At 40.3% G+C, this 15748-nt stretch carries 15 protein-coding genes; 6 read left to right on the top strand and 9 right to left on the bottom strand.

The features are described 5' to 3' along the window. Positions 1-448: 448 nt before the first annotated feature. The gene (locus H6G74_RS08165; RefSeq protein ID WP_190967184.1) at positions 449-1108 is read right to left on the bottom strand and encodes a response regulator; all 660 of its coding nucleotides are present in this window, start codon (positions 1106-1108) and stop codon (positions 449-451) included. Between the two features lie 142 nt (positions 1109-1250). Here H6G74_RS08165 and lipA point away from each other — a divergent pair, with 142 nt between their 5' ends. Continuing rightward, the gene (gene lipA, locus H6G74_RS08170) at positions 1251-2174 is read left to right on the top strand and encodes a lipoyl synthase (RefSeq protein ID WP_190967185.1); all 924 of its coding nucleotides are present in this window, start codon (positions 1251-1253) and stop codon (positions 2172-2174) included. Positions 2175-2313: 139 nt separating this feature from the next. Beyond that, entirely contained in the window at positions 2314-2451 is a 138-nt protein-coding gene (psaX, locus tag H6G74_RS08175; protein WP_190588770.1) for a photosystem I protein PsaX, read from the top strand. Between the two features lie 21 nt (positions 2452-2472). Here the strand turns inward: psaX and H6G74_RS08180 are convergent, their stop codons facing one another. Beyond that, positions 2473-3339: a branched-chain amino acid ABC transporter permease gene (locus tag H6G74_RS08180; RefSeq protein ID WP_190967186.1), complete on the bottom strand. Its 867-nt coding sequence runs from the start codon at positions 3337-3339 to the stop codon at positions 2473-2475. Positions 3340-3529: 190 nt separating this feature from the next. On the opposite strand from H6G74_RS08180, the gene hrmK reads away from it, so the two are divergent. Together hrmK and larE are read left to right on the top strand one after the other, a co-directional pair. Beyond that, complete coding sequence (gene hrmK, locus H6G74_RS08185) at positions 3530-5332, top strand: hybrid histidine kinase/response regulator HrmK (protein WP_190967187.1); 1803 nt, start codon at positions 3530-3532, stop codon at positions 5330-5332. A 60-nt stretch (positions 5333-5392) separates the two neighbouring features. Further along, entirely contained in the window at positions 5393-6244 is an 852-nt protein-coding gene (gene larE / locus H6G74_RS08190; RefSeq protein ID WP_190967188.1) for an ATP-dependent sacrificial sulfur transferase LarE, read from the top strand. Between the two features lie 67 nt (positions 6245-6311). On the opposite strand, the gene H6G74_RS08195 is transcribed toward larE, so the two are convergent. Together H6G74_RS08195 and H6G74_RS08200 are read right to left on the bottom strand one after the other, a co-directional pair. Beyond that, a complete protein-coding gene (locus tag H6G74_RS08195; RefSeq protein WP_190967189.1) occupies positions 6312-6674 on the bottom strand; it encodes a DUF4864 domain-containing protein in 363 nt (120 codons plus the stop codon). A gap of 5 nt (positions 6675-6679) precedes the next feature. After that, the gene (locus H6G74_RS08200; RefSeq protein WP_190967210.1) at positions 6680-7831 is read right to left on the bottom strand and encodes an SGNH/GDSL hydrolase family protein; all 1152 of its coding nucleotides are present in this window, start codon (positions 7829-7831) and stop codon (positions 6680-6682) included. 740 nt (positions 7832-8571) lie between these two features. Here H6G74_RS08200 and H6G74_RS08205 point away from each other — a divergent pair. After that, the gene (locus tag H6G74_RS08205; protein WP_190967190.1) at positions 8572-8811 is read left to right on the top strand and encodes a hypothetical protein; all 240 of its coding nucleotides are present in this window, start codon (positions 8572-8574) and stop codon (positions 8809-8811) included. Between the two features lie 50 nt (positions 8812-8861). On the opposite strand, the gene H6G74_RS08210 is transcribed toward H6G74_RS08205, so the two are convergent. The 5 genes from H6G74_RS08210 to H6G74_RS08230 form a co-directional block, all read right to left on the bottom strand. Beyond that, entirely contained in the window at positions 8862-9767 is a 906-nt protein-coding gene (locus H6G74_RS08210; protein WP_190967191.1) for a DNA-methyltransferase, read from the bottom strand. A gap of 96 nt (positions 9768-9863) precedes the next feature. Beyond that, positions 9864-10931, bottom strand: coding sequence for a DUF6745 domain-containing protein (locus H6G74_RS08215; protein ID WP_190967211.1), 1068 nt, complete (start codon positions 10929-10931; stop codon positions 9864-9866). Further along, positions 10918-11091 (bottom strand): hypothetical protein, encoded by a 174-nt coding sequence (locus tag H6G74_RS08220; protein ID WP_206756979.1) that lies wholly within the window; start codon positions 11089-11091, stop codon positions 10918-10920. Before H6G74_RS08220 ends, H6G74_RS08215 begins: the two co-directional genes overlap by 14 nt. Beyond that, complete coding sequence (locus H6G74_RS08225; RefSeq protein WP_242051179.1) at positions 11088-12179, bottom strand: DUF6745 domain-containing protein; 1092 nt, start codon at positions 12177-12179, stop codon at positions 11088-11090. The genes H6G74_RS08220 and H6G74_RS08225 overlap by 4 nt, the downstream gene beginning before the upstream one ends. Continuing rightward, positions 12145-12438, bottom strand: a complete 294-nt coding sequence (locus H6G74_RS08230; RefSeq protein ID WP_190673056.1) for a hypothetical protein — start codon at positions 12436-12438, stop codon at positions 12145-12147. Before H6G74_RS08230 ends, H6G74_RS08225 begins: the two co-directional genes overlap by 35 nt. A gap of 470 nt (positions 12439-12908) precedes the next feature. Between H6G74_RS08230 and topA the strand changes: the two genes are divergently transcribed. After that, a complete protein-coding gene (gene topA / locus H6G74_RS08235) occupies positions 12909-15557 on the top strand; it encodes a type I DNA topoisomerase (protein WP_190967192.1) in 2649 nt (882 codons plus the stop codon). The last annotated feature ends 191 nt before the right edge of the window (positions 15558-15748 follow it).

Here is a 15748-nt window from a genome sequence, read left to right on the forward strand (position 1 = left end):
ACTATGATTCCAGTATTCCCAAAAATAAATTACTAATATCATTAGAATAGCGAAAATTATGTTTTAATTATTTATAATGAATATAGGCGATTTAATGAAAATATAAATTATTAATAAAAGTTCAGAAATAACAAATAATTATTAATATTTTAGCAAAATTGTTTATAGTATCTAAAGCAATGTATACGTATAATCATGATATTAAGAGAATTTTTGCATTTCAGAAAGACAATCGAGTAGAGATTTGATTTTAACATCTCTACTCGATTAATTTTGGGAATTTGGGAATTATTGACTACTAGTAATGTTATTGCTTTCTAGAAAATTTACAATTGGTAGTATTTTTTCTAGTGAAAAACTAGAAAATTATACTATATTTAACCCGCATTGAATGAGAATTTGGAGAAGAAACTATTAAAGACAACAGAAATTAAAGCAAGTTTGAACTTTACTTAATTTTCTGTTTAATAAAAGTGACTACCTGAGCTAACTGTTTTTTCAAGCCATCTATTTCAATTTGCATTTGAACTATTTTCTCATTCAGTGCTTTAATTTCTGCTAAAGAGGCTGTTTCAACAGAAGATGTTGAGGGTAGTGGCGAGTGATTAACACTGGCTGTAGCTACTGTTTCATGTTCTGCGATCGCACTTGTACTAGTTGTGCCTGTACTAGCTGTACTAGCACCATTTTTAGCCGCACCAACTCCCACTAAAGCTGGTTCAGGACGTGGCAGCTTGGCCTTAGCCATTGCTGATTTAATCGCGTCAATCAGTTGCTTTTTATCAAATGGTTTACCTAGAAAATCAAAATATTCAAATGGTTCGGGGATTTTTTCGGTAACTTCTTCCTTGCGACCAGACATGATCACTAAAGGAATTTTCCTTAACTCTGGCTGGGCTTGAATTTGTTGAAAAACTTCCCAGCCACTCATTTTTGGCAGTAGGAAATCTAACATAATCAAGCTGAGTTTTTCTTGACGGATAAAATTAAGTCCTTCCACCCCGTCTTTTGCTTCTAATACCTCGAAGTTACCTGGAGGTAACATTTCTCGGACTTTTACCCTGACAACGGTAGTGTCATCGATAACTAAAATTTTGTTGCTGGCCACGACTGATTTCTCTAACAGAAAATTTAAGTTGCATTACGGCTATGCCGCTTGACCTTGAGAGTCATCCCACTATATCTAAATTTGTTATGGATTGGGGGATAGTATATTTCGGTATAAATAGCTGGAGATTTATCTAGGATTTATGACTTCGTTACAACCAGGGGAATTTAAGTCCGAAATTATGGCTATGCCTAGCTGGTTACGTCGCCCGATTGGCAAAGCCAGTGAAATTTCCACCGTGCAAAGCATTATTAAACAGCGTCAAATTTACACAATTTGCGAAGAAGGACGTTGCCCTAACCGGGGAGAGTGCTATGCCCAAAAAACGGCTACTTTTTTGCTGATGGGGCCTACTTGCACCCGTGCTTGTGCTTTTTGTCAAGTTGATAAAGGCCATGCACCAATGCCTCTGGATTTAGAAGAACCCCAGAAGGTAGCAGAGGCAGTACAACTTCTAGGATTAAATTATGTGGTGTTGACTTCTGTGGCGCGGGATGATTTGCCAGACCAAGGGGCTGGACATTTTGTCAAAACAATGGAGGCGGTGAGAAAGTTAAACCCTGGAACTCAAATTGAAGTACTCACACCAGATTTTTGGGGTGGTGCGGGTGTGAGTGAGGCAGGACAGCGCCAACGGATTGAATTGATTGTGAATGCTAAACCTGCTTGTTTTAATCACAATATTGAGACGGTACAACGATTAACTGGCCGAGTGCGTCGGGGGGCAAAATACGATCGCTCGCTGGGAGTCTTGGCTATAGTGAAAGAAATTGACCCGACTATTCCCACCAAGTCTGGTTTAATGCTGGGACATGGCGAAACTGTTGCAGAAGTTCTCGAAACAATGGCAGATTTAAGAACCATAGGCTGCGATCGCTTAACTATTGGTCAGTATATGCGTCCTTCCTTAGATCATCTGCCAGTACAAAAATACTGGACTCCAGAGGAATTTGATGAGCTTGGTAGTTTAGCATGGAAAATGGGATTCACTCATGTCCGTTCTGGGCCTCTGGTTCGCAGTTCCTACCATGCAGGAGAAGATACAAGTGTGAAGCCTGAAGTCTGAATCAGTACTCATTACTCATTACTTACAACTCATTACTTACCACTCCTGCCTCGCTAGACAAATATTTTTAACGAATCTGGGTAATTGGTGCAGCTATTTGGTATTTCTGAAAAAGTCATGACATTAAGGAGAACCTCTTATGGCTACTCAAAACAAAAGTTCCGCAGTGGCAGACAGTGGAGCAAAGCCTCCCTATCCATTTCGTACAGGTTGGGCGTTGCTGCTGTTAGCTCTTAACTTGTTGGTAGCAGCCTACTATTTCCACATCATTGAATAATTAGAAGTGGGCTGGTGCTGCTCAAATCGTGCCTTTAAATAAACCTTTGGGGCGAATGAGCAGCACCAAAATCATAATTAGTAGAGCAATACCTTGTTTGTATTGTGAACCCAACCAAATAGTGCTAACTTCCTGAGCAATCCCAATGATAAAAGCTGCGGCGATCGCTCCATAAGGGTTCCCAATTCCGCCTAAAATTACTGAAGCAAACAATGGCAAAATTAAAAACCATCCCATATTGGGGCGTACAGCTGTAATTAAACCGTACATACTTCCACCCAAGGAAGTGAGTGTACCAGCAATCAGCCAAGTCCAAAGAATAACTTGCTCAACATTGATACCGGAAACTCTGGCTAAATCTAGGTCATCTGCGACAGCTCGCATCGCTTTACCTATTTTGGTGTTTTGCAGGAGGTAATGCAGCCCCACAATTGCTAACACAGCTAAACCTAAAACCAAAAGTTGATTTTGGGGGATTTTGACACCAAAAAAGTCCCAAGCAGAAGTAACAGGAACATTGTAGTTTTGGTTTTTGCCACCCCAAACTAAGATAATGCCATTACGCAAAAATAAAGCTAGACCAATAGAAATAATAATCAGCGTTGTGGAAGTGGCACGAATTAAGCGCATCTTTGACCACAATAACTTTTCTGATAGCAGCATCGCGGCGACGGTTCCCACGGCTGCCAAAACCATTGATAGCCAGATGTTGACCCCAGCTGCATTTACCAACAGCGTCAAATAAGCTCCTAAAGTCAGAAAATCACCATGAGCAAAATTCGATAACCGTAAAATCCCGTAGGTGAGCGTCAGACCAACCGCAGCTAAAGCAATAATGCTCCCTAAAGCAATACCATTGACAATTAGTTGTAGAACTTGTGTATCCATGATTTTTAAGCAAATTAGTTACTCTAATGAAATTAGACTTGGGTAATTTATTCAAAAACTATTGTTACGTCTGTTACCATAAACAGTAAAAGTTAGAGTTTGTGAACAATCAAGATTTGTGAGCTAATATACATAGAATCTTGTTCGCAATTTTGCGCCAGGCTAAACTTGTTCAACGGTCTAGTTGACCATGCAGCAGTATTCAAGCTTACCAGAACAAAACTCACAGGTAGATACAACGCCAAGTCTTTTGGCAACAATTCAACAACTCCGTGCGGAGTTGTGGTTAGAGTGCAGCTTGAACAAGTTGCAAAGTCGCCTGAATGATTACCTAGCTTCTGTTTCTGCGTCTACTGTACAGGTAGAAGCCACAGCAGCAGAAATTTTTCAAACAGTGGTTGATGAACTTGATGTGGCTTTGAATAATAGTAGAGTAGCGATCGCTCTACCTCAACCACAAACAACATTGACTCAAGTTTGTTATGTTTCAACTTCTGCATCAGCCTTAGAAGTAACACCCCAAAAAAGCAAAAAACTGCGGTTGCAATTAACGCAAATGGTGGAAGTTGCAGACTTGCAGCGCCTCGCTAGTCAACAACCGCCAAGTGCTTGGCCTCTAACCAGTGATTCTGAGGTGATTGGCTGGCTAATTATTGCTAAAGCACCACGAGAAGTCCTGACAGCATCACAAATACAACTGAAACCAGAATTATTCACCAGAGTCACGCAACAACTAACTAATGCTCTGGCACAGTTTAAACAAATACAATCTTGGCAGCAACTCTCACAAAATATTGGTAATTCTAATCAGGAACTGGAAAGAACAAATCAACTCAAAAATCAGTTTCTCGCCAATACCAGCCACGAAATTCGCACACCCTTGAGTTCGATTATCGGATTCACCCATTTACTGTTAGCTCAAGGTTACGAACCCAGCCGAGAACGCCATCAAGAATATTTAAATATTATTCAGTCAAGTGGCAAACACTTGTTAGCACTGATTAATGATATTTTAGACCTCTCCAAAATTGAAGCCAATCAATTAGAAGTCCAACCAGAAGAAGTAAATGTGCCAGAACTATGTCGTAATGTTTTGGCATTAGTCAAAGAGAAAGCCGCTAACAAAGGCTTAAAACTGCGACTAGAACTCGATCCTAGCGTGACAACTTTAGTTGCAGATCCCTTACGCCTCAAGCAAATGCTGTTAAATTTGCTCTTCAATGCTGTCAAGTTTACTTGTACTGGTGAAGTGGGTTTAAAAGTTATCCCACAAGCTGAATTTGTCAGTTTTACAGTTTGGGATACCGGAATTGGAATTTCTCAATTAGACCGAGAACAACTTTTTCAACCATATTTTCAGATTGCTAACTCGGTAACTAGCCGTGATGAAGGTACAGGCTTGGGTTTAGTTGTCACGAAGAAGCTGGCGGAAATTCATGGGGGTTCTGTAGAAGTAGAATCGGAACTGTATCAGGGTTCGCGTTTTATAATTATTCTGCCTGTGAAACCAGTAACAGAAGTACAGGAGCATCAGAAAGCTCAAACAGATGCAGCAGATATTACACCTTTATCTGCGTCCAATATCGTTCCTAGTTCTAACTTCCGAATTTTATTGGTAGAAGATGATTTACCCAATGGCCAGTTAATGCAAACTTATCTTGAGAGATTGGGTTATCAAGTGACTTGGATTAAAAATGCTACAGCAATGTGGTCAACTTTGGCACAACAAACACCAGGGTTAATTTTAATTGATATTCAGTTACCCGATGAAAATGGGCTACAGGTGGTCAAGCAATTACGTCAAAATTCAGAGTATCAAACGATTCCGGTAATTGCTCAAACGGCGATGGCGATGAAAGGCGATCGCGAAACTTGTATTGCATCAGGAGTCAATGAATATATTTCTAAACCCCTGGATTTACCACTTTTAGCGGCTTTGGTAGCTAAGTATATTCAATTACCACCACCAGCATCGGAAGCATCGCCCAGCTAAAACACAGATTTTCTTGACACCTCTACAATGGAACTTGTGGGGAAATGTCAGGAATTCAAAATGAAATTGTCGGAAAAATTAGAGCAACTCAACGCCTTATTTGGCGAAATGGAACGCGCCTTAATTGCTTATTCTGGTGGTGTAGATAGCACTTTAGTAGCGAAGATTGCTTATGATGTTTTAGGCGATCGTGCTTTGGCTGTAACAGCAGTTTCGCCTTCACTATTACCAGAAGAATTAGAAGACGCAAAAATTCAAGCTGCAACTATTGGGATTAAGCATCAAGTTGTGCAAACAAATGAGATGGAAAATCCTAACTACACATCAAATCCTGTCAATCGCTGCTATTTTTGCAAAAGCGAACTACACGACACACTCAAACCATTAGCTGTGGAATTGGGCTACCCATACGTAGTGGATGGAGTGAACGCCGATGATTTACACGATTATCGTCCAGGAATCCAAGCCGCCAAAGAACGAGGGGCGCGATCGCCTTTAGCTGAAATTGGTGTATCTAAATTAGAAGTCCGCCAACTTTCTCAACAACTTGGTTTACCTTGGTGGGATAAACCCGCTCAACCTTGCCTAAGTTCCCGCTTTCCTTACGGTGAAGAAATTACCGTAGCTAAATTACAAAGAGTCGGTAGAGCTGAAATTTATTTGCGGAAACTCGGATGGGATAATTTGCGTGTACGTTCTGAAGGTGACACCGCCCGGATTGAATTAGCCCCAGAAAAAATTAAAGATTTCGTCTTAGCTGTTGATTTACGTGCTGTAGTTACCACATTCCAAGAATTTGGCTTTATCTACGTCACCTTAGATTTAGAAGGTTATCGTAGCGGCAAATTAAATCAAGTCTTGAAGGTAAATTTAGAAGGCAGAAGCCAGAAGTCAGAAATCGGAATACTATAGCAATCCTCAACAATTTACAAACCTCTCTCCCTTGTCTCCCTTGTCCCCCTTGTCTATTGACTAATAATTAAGTAATTTCCGCTTCTACTGATACTAAAATGCAACCGTTGATTTTCCAAGTATCATCGCGTTGCTGTTCCATAAAATATAGCGCCCTCAAAGGCATACCATGAGGACTCAACAATAATACAGGTTGAGTTATATTGTCTTGAATAATAGTAATTTTTTCAAACATCACCGAACGAGGACGATACACCGCCGGGTAATTTAGCATTACCATCCGCATAAAGTTTTCTGGGCTTTGAAATTGCTCTTGAATTCCCGGACTTGCGAACGTAAACGCAGTTTGAGCATCATCTTGCTGAAAAGCCGCTAATTGACTTTCAATTACAGAACGGATGGTAATAGCATCAGTATCATGAATTTCCATAAATTTTAAAACTGCGATCGCAATTTTTCATGTTCACGCTGAGTCAACTTATACTCGACTTGTTCTAATGCGGAACGCCAAACATCATATCCCTCTTGGGATAGATGTAATCCATCAGTTGTTAACTCTAAGCGCAAGTTACCTTCAAAATCGGTAAACCAATCATGAATATTTAGATAATTCGCTCCCTCTTGTTGAGCAATTAGAGACAATTGAAAATTAATCCGCCGAATTTGGCTATTAGAAATTGTTGGTAAACTTGCTGGTAGAATTGATTGCACAATTATCTCAGTTTTTGGGTGAGCCTGTCGCAACCGACGGATAATTTGGCGGTAATTTTGCAAAATCACTTCATCCTTTAGCCCTCTGCGTAAATCATTAATTCCCGCCATGATGTAAATGACTTCTGGCCTTGTAGATGAAAATGCGCCTAATCTTTTTAAAATTCCGCCAGAAGTATCACCAGATATACCTTGATTTAGCCAAAGTTTGCCACTTGGGAGTTTTTCCGGGGGAAACCACAAACTTAAAGAATCCCCAACCATAATACTTAAATGATTGTTACCTTGACCTTTTGTCACAGCTTTGGCTTCTAAAGCTAATAAACTTTTCCAGTCTTCGTAAGTTAATTGGCGCTGTTTATTAGACTCGGAAAAAGATGGCGCATCATCAGACATACGTGTATAAATTTGCCCTGTCTTTAAAGCCGCTAGTCTTTGGTAATAAAGTTGATATCCAGATGTTAGCGGTACATTTGATGAGGGTGAACTGCGATAAAATAGTGACTCGATAGGCGCTAACAATCCTTGTTCACTAATTGCTGATGAAGATTCATCAAGATTTGAAACTTTTTTATTATCAATTATTGATTGTGAATACTTTAAAGATTGTGAGGAAATATCAACACTAGGAATAGTTTTTTCACTTACTGTTGAGTGCGAGGTTTTAATATGTTGTAAAGCTTGATATCTAAATTCCGGTAATAAGGTGTCAAAGCTAGGAATATTTTTTTCACCTATCATTAACAGCGAATTATGTTTTGCTGTCCCCAGGTAACTAGAATTTGCTGGCAATCTGTTTGACAGAGGTGAAAGCGTCGATACTGGTATTGCCAATCCTGTTAACAATCCTACTGCTAACAGATAATTGTGCTTCATCGCTTTGTATTTCCTCATACTTAGTACTTTCCCTTATGACAGCATTTGTTACCTGTGTTCAGGATGATTTTTTCTTGGTTAAGTTATTATTTTTATTTACACTCAGTAGTACTGTAAAGTAGTTTAACAAGATTACATTTGAAATTTATCATCTCTTTAACGCAACTTTTTCTAAAAATAGAAGTTCCTACGTATTTAACATGGCTTTGCCTGAGCGTTTCGGTGAATCTGTAAATTAGCGAATTGTAGAGATTCGTTCTTTGCAGAACCTTTATACTGTGAGTTAATCACTCAATATATTTACTATAGTTAGCAGTAATATTGCTTAGTATAGCAACAATTAAACGTAAATAAATATACGTAAGTTAATATTAATGCTGGATGGCAAGCTGATGCCCTTACCCGGATGTGGGGAGTTGGGGAGAGTGTGGGGAGTGTGGGGAGAGAGGGGAGTGTGGGGGGAAAGATTTCTTTACCATCCTCCCACCCCTCCCACACCTCCCACCACCTGGATTTCTCTCTTGTGAGAAATCTAGGAGATGCGATCGCCTAGCTATTTACTGAGTTATAAATTTAGCTCAAAAAACGAGAAATTACGTCAGTGAGCAAGATACAGCAAATAAAAGCTAAAAATCAATGTAAAACTTCTTTATAAATCAGCAGATTATGTTTAAATCAGTAATTATTCTTTTGGACTAAGTTAAATCGAATAACAGATATATAGAACAACTTTAAGGGAAATGCTAAGATTTAGGCGGTGTCTAGAATGTTATACATTTTGTTCTGTGGCTAGAGCTAGTACAGCAATCGGTGTTAGTCCGATTATCAAGGAGATTGTGCAGAAACAGGCACATTCAACTCGTTTAACTCTCAAAGAAGTCATCCTCATGGGGATGTTAGCGATCGATAAGCTTGATGATCAAAATCGTCAAGAATTGGCAGATCAGGTTCATAAAATGCAAGTAGATGGGGAGATTTAAGTAAAACTTAATAATTTTACTTTAAACTCTCAAACTCTCAATAGATTTGGCTACTCAACAAACCGAAAACGACTCCCCGTCACATAATCTTGATTAATTTCAAAAGAAATCCATTGGCGTTTTAAAGTCTCAGCTACAAAACCAGTTGTGTTGGAACCAGCAAATGGATCTAAAACCAGATCACCCTCATCTGTTAGAAACTTGATAAAAAATTCAGCAAACCCCTGCGGAAACCTTGCCGGATGGGGCTGAATTCCCTTAGCTTTACAGCGACGTAAATAAAGACTATTAGATTCTGTGTTGGGAATTTCTAATAAATTTGGTGGAATTGCACCTTGATTGTCTTTTTGAAACTTACCCGAAATTTCATGGCCACTGGGGCGCATTTTTGCTTCATAACCATTTTTGAGTAATCGCTGCATACTTTGGCTATAAGGCTTTAAAACTTTCCGATTATCTGCTTTGGGGTTTGCCGTTTTTGATAACCACCAAACAACATTAACCGCATCTTTTACCCGGATTCTTCTAATTGTTACCCACTCAGCCGGGGTGGGTAGTCGTGCTGGGTTGTAATGATAAAATTCCTGTGCCAAAAAAAAGCCCACTTCCTTACACAACCTCAGCAACAATTCGTATTGATAAAGACTTCGTACAGGATTACCAGGAAGATAAGCACCACCTAAATCTAAAATAAATGAGCCGTTATCTGCCAGCACTCTTTTAAATTCCGACGCAAAGGGTAGAAACCACTCAATATATTTTTCTGCACTCTCATTGCCATACTCTTTTTTGCGCGTCAACGCAAACGGCGGCGATGTCAAAATCAGGTTAACGCTGCTTTCTGGCAAAAATTTAATTAGTTGCAGACTATCGCCTAAATAAATTGAGCCGTAACTTTGAGTGTAGTAGGGTGTGAAATTAATAGGTTGTGGTGTATTCTCTGGTTCAGTTGCCAAGATTGATAAATATTAAAAACAAAATTACCCATCTTTAGATCCCCGACTTCTTAAAGAAGTCGGGGATCTGCATATTCACGAATAAAATAACTACTTTCAAGTTTCTATTATAAAATCATCTGGCTCAAGCCCCCAATTAACCCAGCAAATCGCTTCACGGGCTGACAGCATATTTGGGGGAACTCGTAAGACATGAATAAAACCTGTACTGGGACAAGTCATTTTTAATAATAAAATTGGTTCAATATCAATATTATTATCAATTTTTAACAGAGTATATCCGTCCCAATTATCTAATTCAACAGCTTGTAAATCTTGGTAAATGCGACTGTAACCTATACCCTGAATCAACACGCGCCGCAGTTCCGCATTGGTTTCTGTTAATAACCATTGGGCTTGCCATTGCTGTGGATGAACCTTACCGTATTTTTCAGGTAAGGTAATACCATGATAAGAATAAAGGCTATAGCCATCAGCATATTCAATTGCTGGTTCACCTTCAGCGTGGAGGCGGTTTTCGTTATCAAAGCGGAGATGAAGCGGGCGATCGCATACAATTGCTATATGCTCATCAGGAAATATCCAACCACAATTTTTAATTAGGTTTTGTATAACTAACCAATCTTGCTGAGATAAATCACAATTTAACTCAGAGATACAAAAATCTATAAAACTAGCAACATTAGCCCAAGACTCTGGTGCAAAGTAACTTACATCAAAAGCATAAATATCTAGTTCTTCATCAAAAATATAAAAGTGTGTATGTAGTTCTTTTAATATAATCCAACTAAATCTTTCAAAGATATCATCTAATGGATTAGAAATAAATTCTTGTATAAGAAAACTTGCTAGTTCTTTGTTAAGAATTTGAGAGCGTATATAATTTCTCTTTTCCGTCAGTATTTCTCTTTGGATCGTGTAAGCTTTTTCATTGAGTTGAGAGTGATGTAATTGCTGGTTAAACTCTTTTAAAGCAGCATAAGGACTATCAAAAAATACAATCTGCGGCTCATCAAAGCCCATAATTTCATAAACAGCATTCACCGCTTCAGCCGCTTTTTCTCTATCAATTCGCTCAGTAGAAAGCGCAATTTTTCGCCACTTCTCTCGATAAACAGAAATCAAAGCTGCTTGCTCAGGCGTGAGTTTTTCAATCTGCAACATATCGCCAACCTTCCGGCTCATACTCACGCTGAATTTTGACTATCCAGTTACTTTGAGGGATAGAAATTGCCTGGTGTTCTTCGTGAGTTAAAAACGCCGTCTCCGACATAATTGGTATTACACAGTTGAATTTATTTTCACCCACATACTTATCTTTCAAGTTTCTATTATAAAATCATCTGGCTCAAGCCCCCAATTAACCCAGCGAATTGCTTCACGGGCTGACAGCATATTTGGGGGAACACGCAAAACATGAATAAAATCTGTACTGGGACAAGTCATTTTTAATAACAAAATTGGTTCAATATCAATAAAATCATTATCAATTCTTAACAGGGTATATCCAGCCCAATTATCTAATTCAATAGCTTGTAAATCTTGGCAGATGCGACTGTAACCCATACCTTGAATTAACACGCGCCGCAGTTCAGCATTAGTTTCTGTTAATAACCATTGGGATTGCCATTGTTGTGGATGAATCTTACCGTATTTTTCAGGTAAGGTGACACCATGATAAGAATAAAGGCTATAGCCATCAGCAAATTCTATTGCTGGTTCACCTTCGGCGTGGAGGCGGTTTTCGTTATCGAAGCGGATGTGAAGCGGGCGATCGCATACAATTGCTATATGCTCATCAGGAAATATCCAACCACAATTTTTAATTAGATTTTGTATAACTAACCAATCTTGCTGGGATAAATCACAATTTAACTCAGATATACAAAAATCTATAAAACTAGCATCAACTACCCATGATTCAGGTGCTATGTATGTTAAGTCAAAAACACTAATATCTAATTCTTCATAAAGAATATCAAAATCTTGAGCTAGTCTGTTATTGATAATTCCACCAAATATTTTATCTAGCTCATCTCTTAACTTGCTAAGAAATTCTTGTTTAAGCAAAATAGCTAATTTTTTACTGATTATTTGAAATCTGATCTCTTTTCTTTGTGAAACAAGTATTTTTTCTTCAATTATGTAAGCTTCTTGATTAAATATAGACTTTTCTAATTGCACAATAAATTCTTCCAAAGCCGCATAAGGACTATCAAAAAATAAAATCTGCGGCTCATCAAAACCCAGAATTTCATAAACAGCATTCACCGCTTCAGCCGCTTTTTCTCTATCAATCCGTTCCGTAGACAGCGCAATTTTTCGCCACTTCTCTCGATAAACTGGAATCAAAGCCTCTTGCTCAGGCGTGAGTTTCTCAATCAGCGACATATCGCCAACCTTCCGGCTCATACTCACGCTGAATTTTGACTATCCAGTTACCTTGAGGGATAGGAATTGCCTGATGTTCTTCGTGAGTTAGCAAGGCTATATCTGATAAAACCCGCAGATAGAGCGTACCATCCTTTTCATATAACTCTGCTTCTCCCTCGCTAATTTTATGCTTGTGTCCTGTAACCTCACCCTCTGCCAAAATTAAATCAAGTTTCTTTTGTCCGTCAACCTGCTCCACAGGTAGTAAAATAACATCACCTTGGCGAATCGCTTTCATAGTCTTAACTTTGAGCTATACAGTAATGAACCCTACTTTGCTTTTAATCGCAATTTTGATTTAATTTTGGCACAACCTAAAAAATTCCAGAGGTCGCAGCACGCCAGCCAGAACCGCAGCAAAAGAATGTCAGATTGGGTTTTCCTATCATTTCACCCAACCTTACACACCCACAGCCTGATAAAAAAGTATCGTGCCACTACACTTGAACAGTATTTTGCCAACGGTAGTCGCCAATTATGCCTGAGATAAGTTAAAGATTGAAATAGTTGGAAATTCACCACCAACGTTTCTTTATCTTATGCTCTAAGAAAGACTGCTTCTGAAGTTTTGCGAATTTTCGCATTTCCAGGCAGTTTGTGTGAGGATGAATTCACAGCCCCCAAGCTCGAATTTTCTCTTGACATTTCACAGAACTTGCTTCAATTTGACTGTTTAGCTTGACAGCTATTCTTTTTTTTGAAATTTCCATGTCAACTCTCGTCATCGTCGAATCTCCCACCAAAGCTCGTACCATTCGCAACTACCTACCAAAAGACTATCGGGTAGAAGCGTCTATGGGTCATGTCCGTGACCTCCCCCAGTCAGCAAGTGAAATCCCCACGACCATCAAAGGGGAAAAATGGGCGCAGCTAGGGGTAAATGTGGACGCAGACTTTGAACCGGTGTATGTTGTCCCCAAAGACAAAAAGAAAGTTGTTACTCAGCTCAAAGATGCCTTAAAAGAGGCAACTGAACTCATCCTGGCAACTGACGAAGACCGGGAAGGAGAAAGCATCAGTTGGCATTTATACCAATTGCTGAAGCCCAAAGTTCCGACCAAGCGGATGGTGTTTCACGAAATCACCCAAGAGGCGATAAAAAAAGCCTTGAAAAACTGCCGCACTATTGATGAACAACTAGTCCGCGCCCAAGAAACACGCCGAATTTTAGACCGTTTGGTAGGATATACACTCTCGCCCCTGCTATGGGAAAAAATCGCCTGGGGATTATCTGCTGGGCGAGTCCAGTCTGTAGCTGTGCGGTTATTGGTGAAAAAAGAACGCCAACGCCGCGCCTTCCGTGAAGGGACATATTGGGATTTAAAAGCGTATTTAGAACAGGCAAAAGCACCGTTTACCTCCCAGTTAGTGACCTTGGGTGGCACAAAAGTTGCCAGTGGCAGTGATTTTGACCCCAATACAGGACAAATTACGGCTGGGCGCAATGTGGTGCTACTCACAGAAGCCGATGCTGTGGCGTTGAAAGAACGGTTAACAGGCAAAACCTGGAATGTTACCGAGATGGAGGAACGGCCAGTTACCCGTAAACCGTCGCCACCGTTCACTACCTCCACCTTGCAACAAGAAGCCAACCGGAAACTGAGGCTGTCGGCACGGGATACGATGCGAATTGCTCAAAACTTGTATGAGCAAGGGTATATTACCTATATGCGTACAGATTCGGTGCATTTGTCAGATCAGGCGATCGCAGCTGCCCGTGACTGTGTAGAAAAGCTTTACGGTAAGCAATATCTCAGCCCCCAACCCCGGCAATATACTACCAAATCTAAAGGCGCACAAGAAGCCCACGAAGCCATCCGCCCCGCAGGTAGCACCTTCCGCACACCCCAAGAAACAGGTTTAAACGGACGAGAACTGGCTGTTTACGACTTAATTTGGAAGCGTACCGTCGCCTGTCAAATGGCTGACTCTCGCCAAACCCAAATTACTGTGCAGTTACAAGTTGAAGATGCTGGTTTCCGTTCCTCTGGCAAACGCATCGACTTTCCTGGTTATTTACGCGCCTACGTCGAAGGTTCCGACGACCCCGAAGCCGCCCTAGAAGACCAAGAAATTATCTTACCTAACCTAAAAGTCGGGGATCATCCAAACTGTAAAGAACTAGAAGCAATTGGTCACGAAACCCAACCCCCAGCCCGATACACCGAAGCCTCTTTGGTGAAAACCTTAGAAAGTGAAGGTATTGGTCGTCCTAGTACCTACGCCAGCATTATCGGCACAATCATCGATAAAGGTTATGCCCAATTGGTGAATAATGCTTTAATTCCCACCTTCACCGCCTTTGCTGTCACCAGCTTATTAGAAAAACACTTCCCCGATATCGTTGACCCTAGTTTTACCTCCAAAATGGAGCAAACCTTAGATGACATTGCCGAAGGTGAAGTTAACTGGCTACCTTACCTGCGGGAATTTTATTTAGGTGATAAAGGTTTAGAAACCTTAGTTAAAGAACAAAAAAGTCAAATTGATGCGACTAAAGCCAGAACAGTAGAACTCGAAAATTTACAGGCGAAAGTCCGCATTGGCAAATATGGGCCTTACATCGAAGTGGAAAACGGTGATGCTGTAGTCACAGCTTCCATTCCTAAAGATTTAACCCCGGCTGACCTCGACCCTAAACAAGTAGAAGTTTTACTGAAGCAAAAAACCACAGGCCCTGACGAACTCGGTCGCCATCCCGAAACAGGTGAGCCGATTTATATCAAAATTGGGACTTACGGCCCTTACGTCCAATTAGGTGACAAAACCGAAGAAAATCCTAAACCCAAACAAGCTTCGATTCCTAAAAACGTGCCGCAAGAAAATGTCACTCTCGAAATAGCTGTTGGTCTTCTAGCACTTCCCCGCACTTTGGGAACCCACCCAGCGACAGGTGGCAGAATTCAAGCTAGTATCGGCCCCTATGGCCCTTATGTAGTTCACGACCAAGGCAAAGAAGGCAAAGATTACCGTTCGTTAAAAGTTGCGGATAATGTTTTAACAGTTTCTTTAGAAAGAGCCTTGGAAATATTATCAGAACCGAAAAAAGGACGGAGTTCGGCTAACAGTAAGTCCAAAGCGGCGTTAAAGGAACTAGGGAACCATCCCGAAGATGATTCGCCTGTGAATATTTATGATGGCCCTTATGGCCCTTATATCAAGCATGGCAAAACTAACGTCAGCATTCCTGAAGGACAGTCGGTGGAAGAGATGTCCCTATCTCAAGCCCTGGAATTGTTAGCCAGTAAAGCTTCATCTGGGAAAAAATCTACCCGCAAAACCAGCAAAACAACTAGTACCCGCGCTAAATCAACTACTAAGTCATCTAAGACCACAGCTAAAAAGAGTGAGGGGTGAAGTTGAGTTCAGGGACTTCTACGTGACTCTCTTTATTTAGGGACAAGGGGGGCAGGAAGACAAGGGAGACAAGGGAGACAAGGGAGACAGAACGATTAGTCGCGGCTATAGGAACGAAGCCTGCCTTTGCAGGCTGAAATTTCTCATTAGTTGGCTAATTAGCACTTACACTTCGACTTACCTCGACTTCG

This window comes from Nostoc spongiaeforme FACHB-130 (genome assembly GCF_014698475.1).
Taxonomy (GTDB): Bacteria; Cyanobacteriota; Cyanobacteriia; order Cyanobacteriales; family Nostocaceae; genus Nostoc_B; species Nostoc_B spongiaeforme.

Coding starts and splice junctions, on each gene's coding strand:
- topA (WP_190967192.1), top strand. CDS start 12,909: ATGTCAACTCTCGTCATCGTCGAATCTCCCACCAAAGCTCGTACCATT.
- H6G74_RS08200 (WP_190967210.1), bottom strand. CDS start 7,831: ATGAAGCACAATTATCTGTTAGCAGTAGGATTGTTAACAGGATTGGCA.
- H6G74_RS08180 (WP_190967186.1), bottom strand. CDS start 3,339: ATGGATACACAAGTTCTACAACTAATTGTCAATGGTATTGCTTTAGGG.
- larE (WP_190967188.1), top strand. CDS start 5,393: ATGAAATTGTCGGAAAAATTAGAGCAACTCAACGCCTTATTTGGCGAA.
- H6G74_RS08195 (WP_190967189.1), bottom strand. CDS start 6,674: ATGGAAATTCATGATACTGATGCTATTACCATCCGTTCTGTAATTGAA.
- H6G74_RS08215 (WP_190967211.1), bottom strand. CDS start 10,931: ATGTTGCAGATTGAAAAACTCACGCCTGAGCAAGCAGCTTTGATTTCT.
- psaX (WP_190588770.1), top strand. CDS start 2,314: ATGGCTACTCAAAACAAAAGTTCCGCAGTGGCAGACAGTGGAGCAAAG.
- lipA (WP_190967185.1), top strand. CDS start 1,251: ATGACTTCGTTACAACCAGGGGAATTTAAGTCCGAAATTATGGCTATG.
- H6G74_RS08205 (WP_190967190.1), top strand. CDS start 8,572: ATGCTAAGATTTAGGCGGTGTCTAGAATGTTATACATTTTGTTCTGTG.
- H6G74_RS08225 (WP_242051179.1), bottom strand. CDS start 12,179: ATGAGCCGGAAGGTTGGCGATATGTCGCTGATTGAGAAACTCACGCCT.
- hrmK (WP_190967187.1), top strand. CDS start 3,530: ATGCAGCAGTATTCAAGCTTACCAGAACAAAACTCACAGGTAGATACA.
- H6G74_RS08230 (WP_190673056.1), bottom strand. CDS start 12,438: ATGAAAGCGATTCGCCAAGGTGATGTTATTTTACTACCTGTGGAGCAG.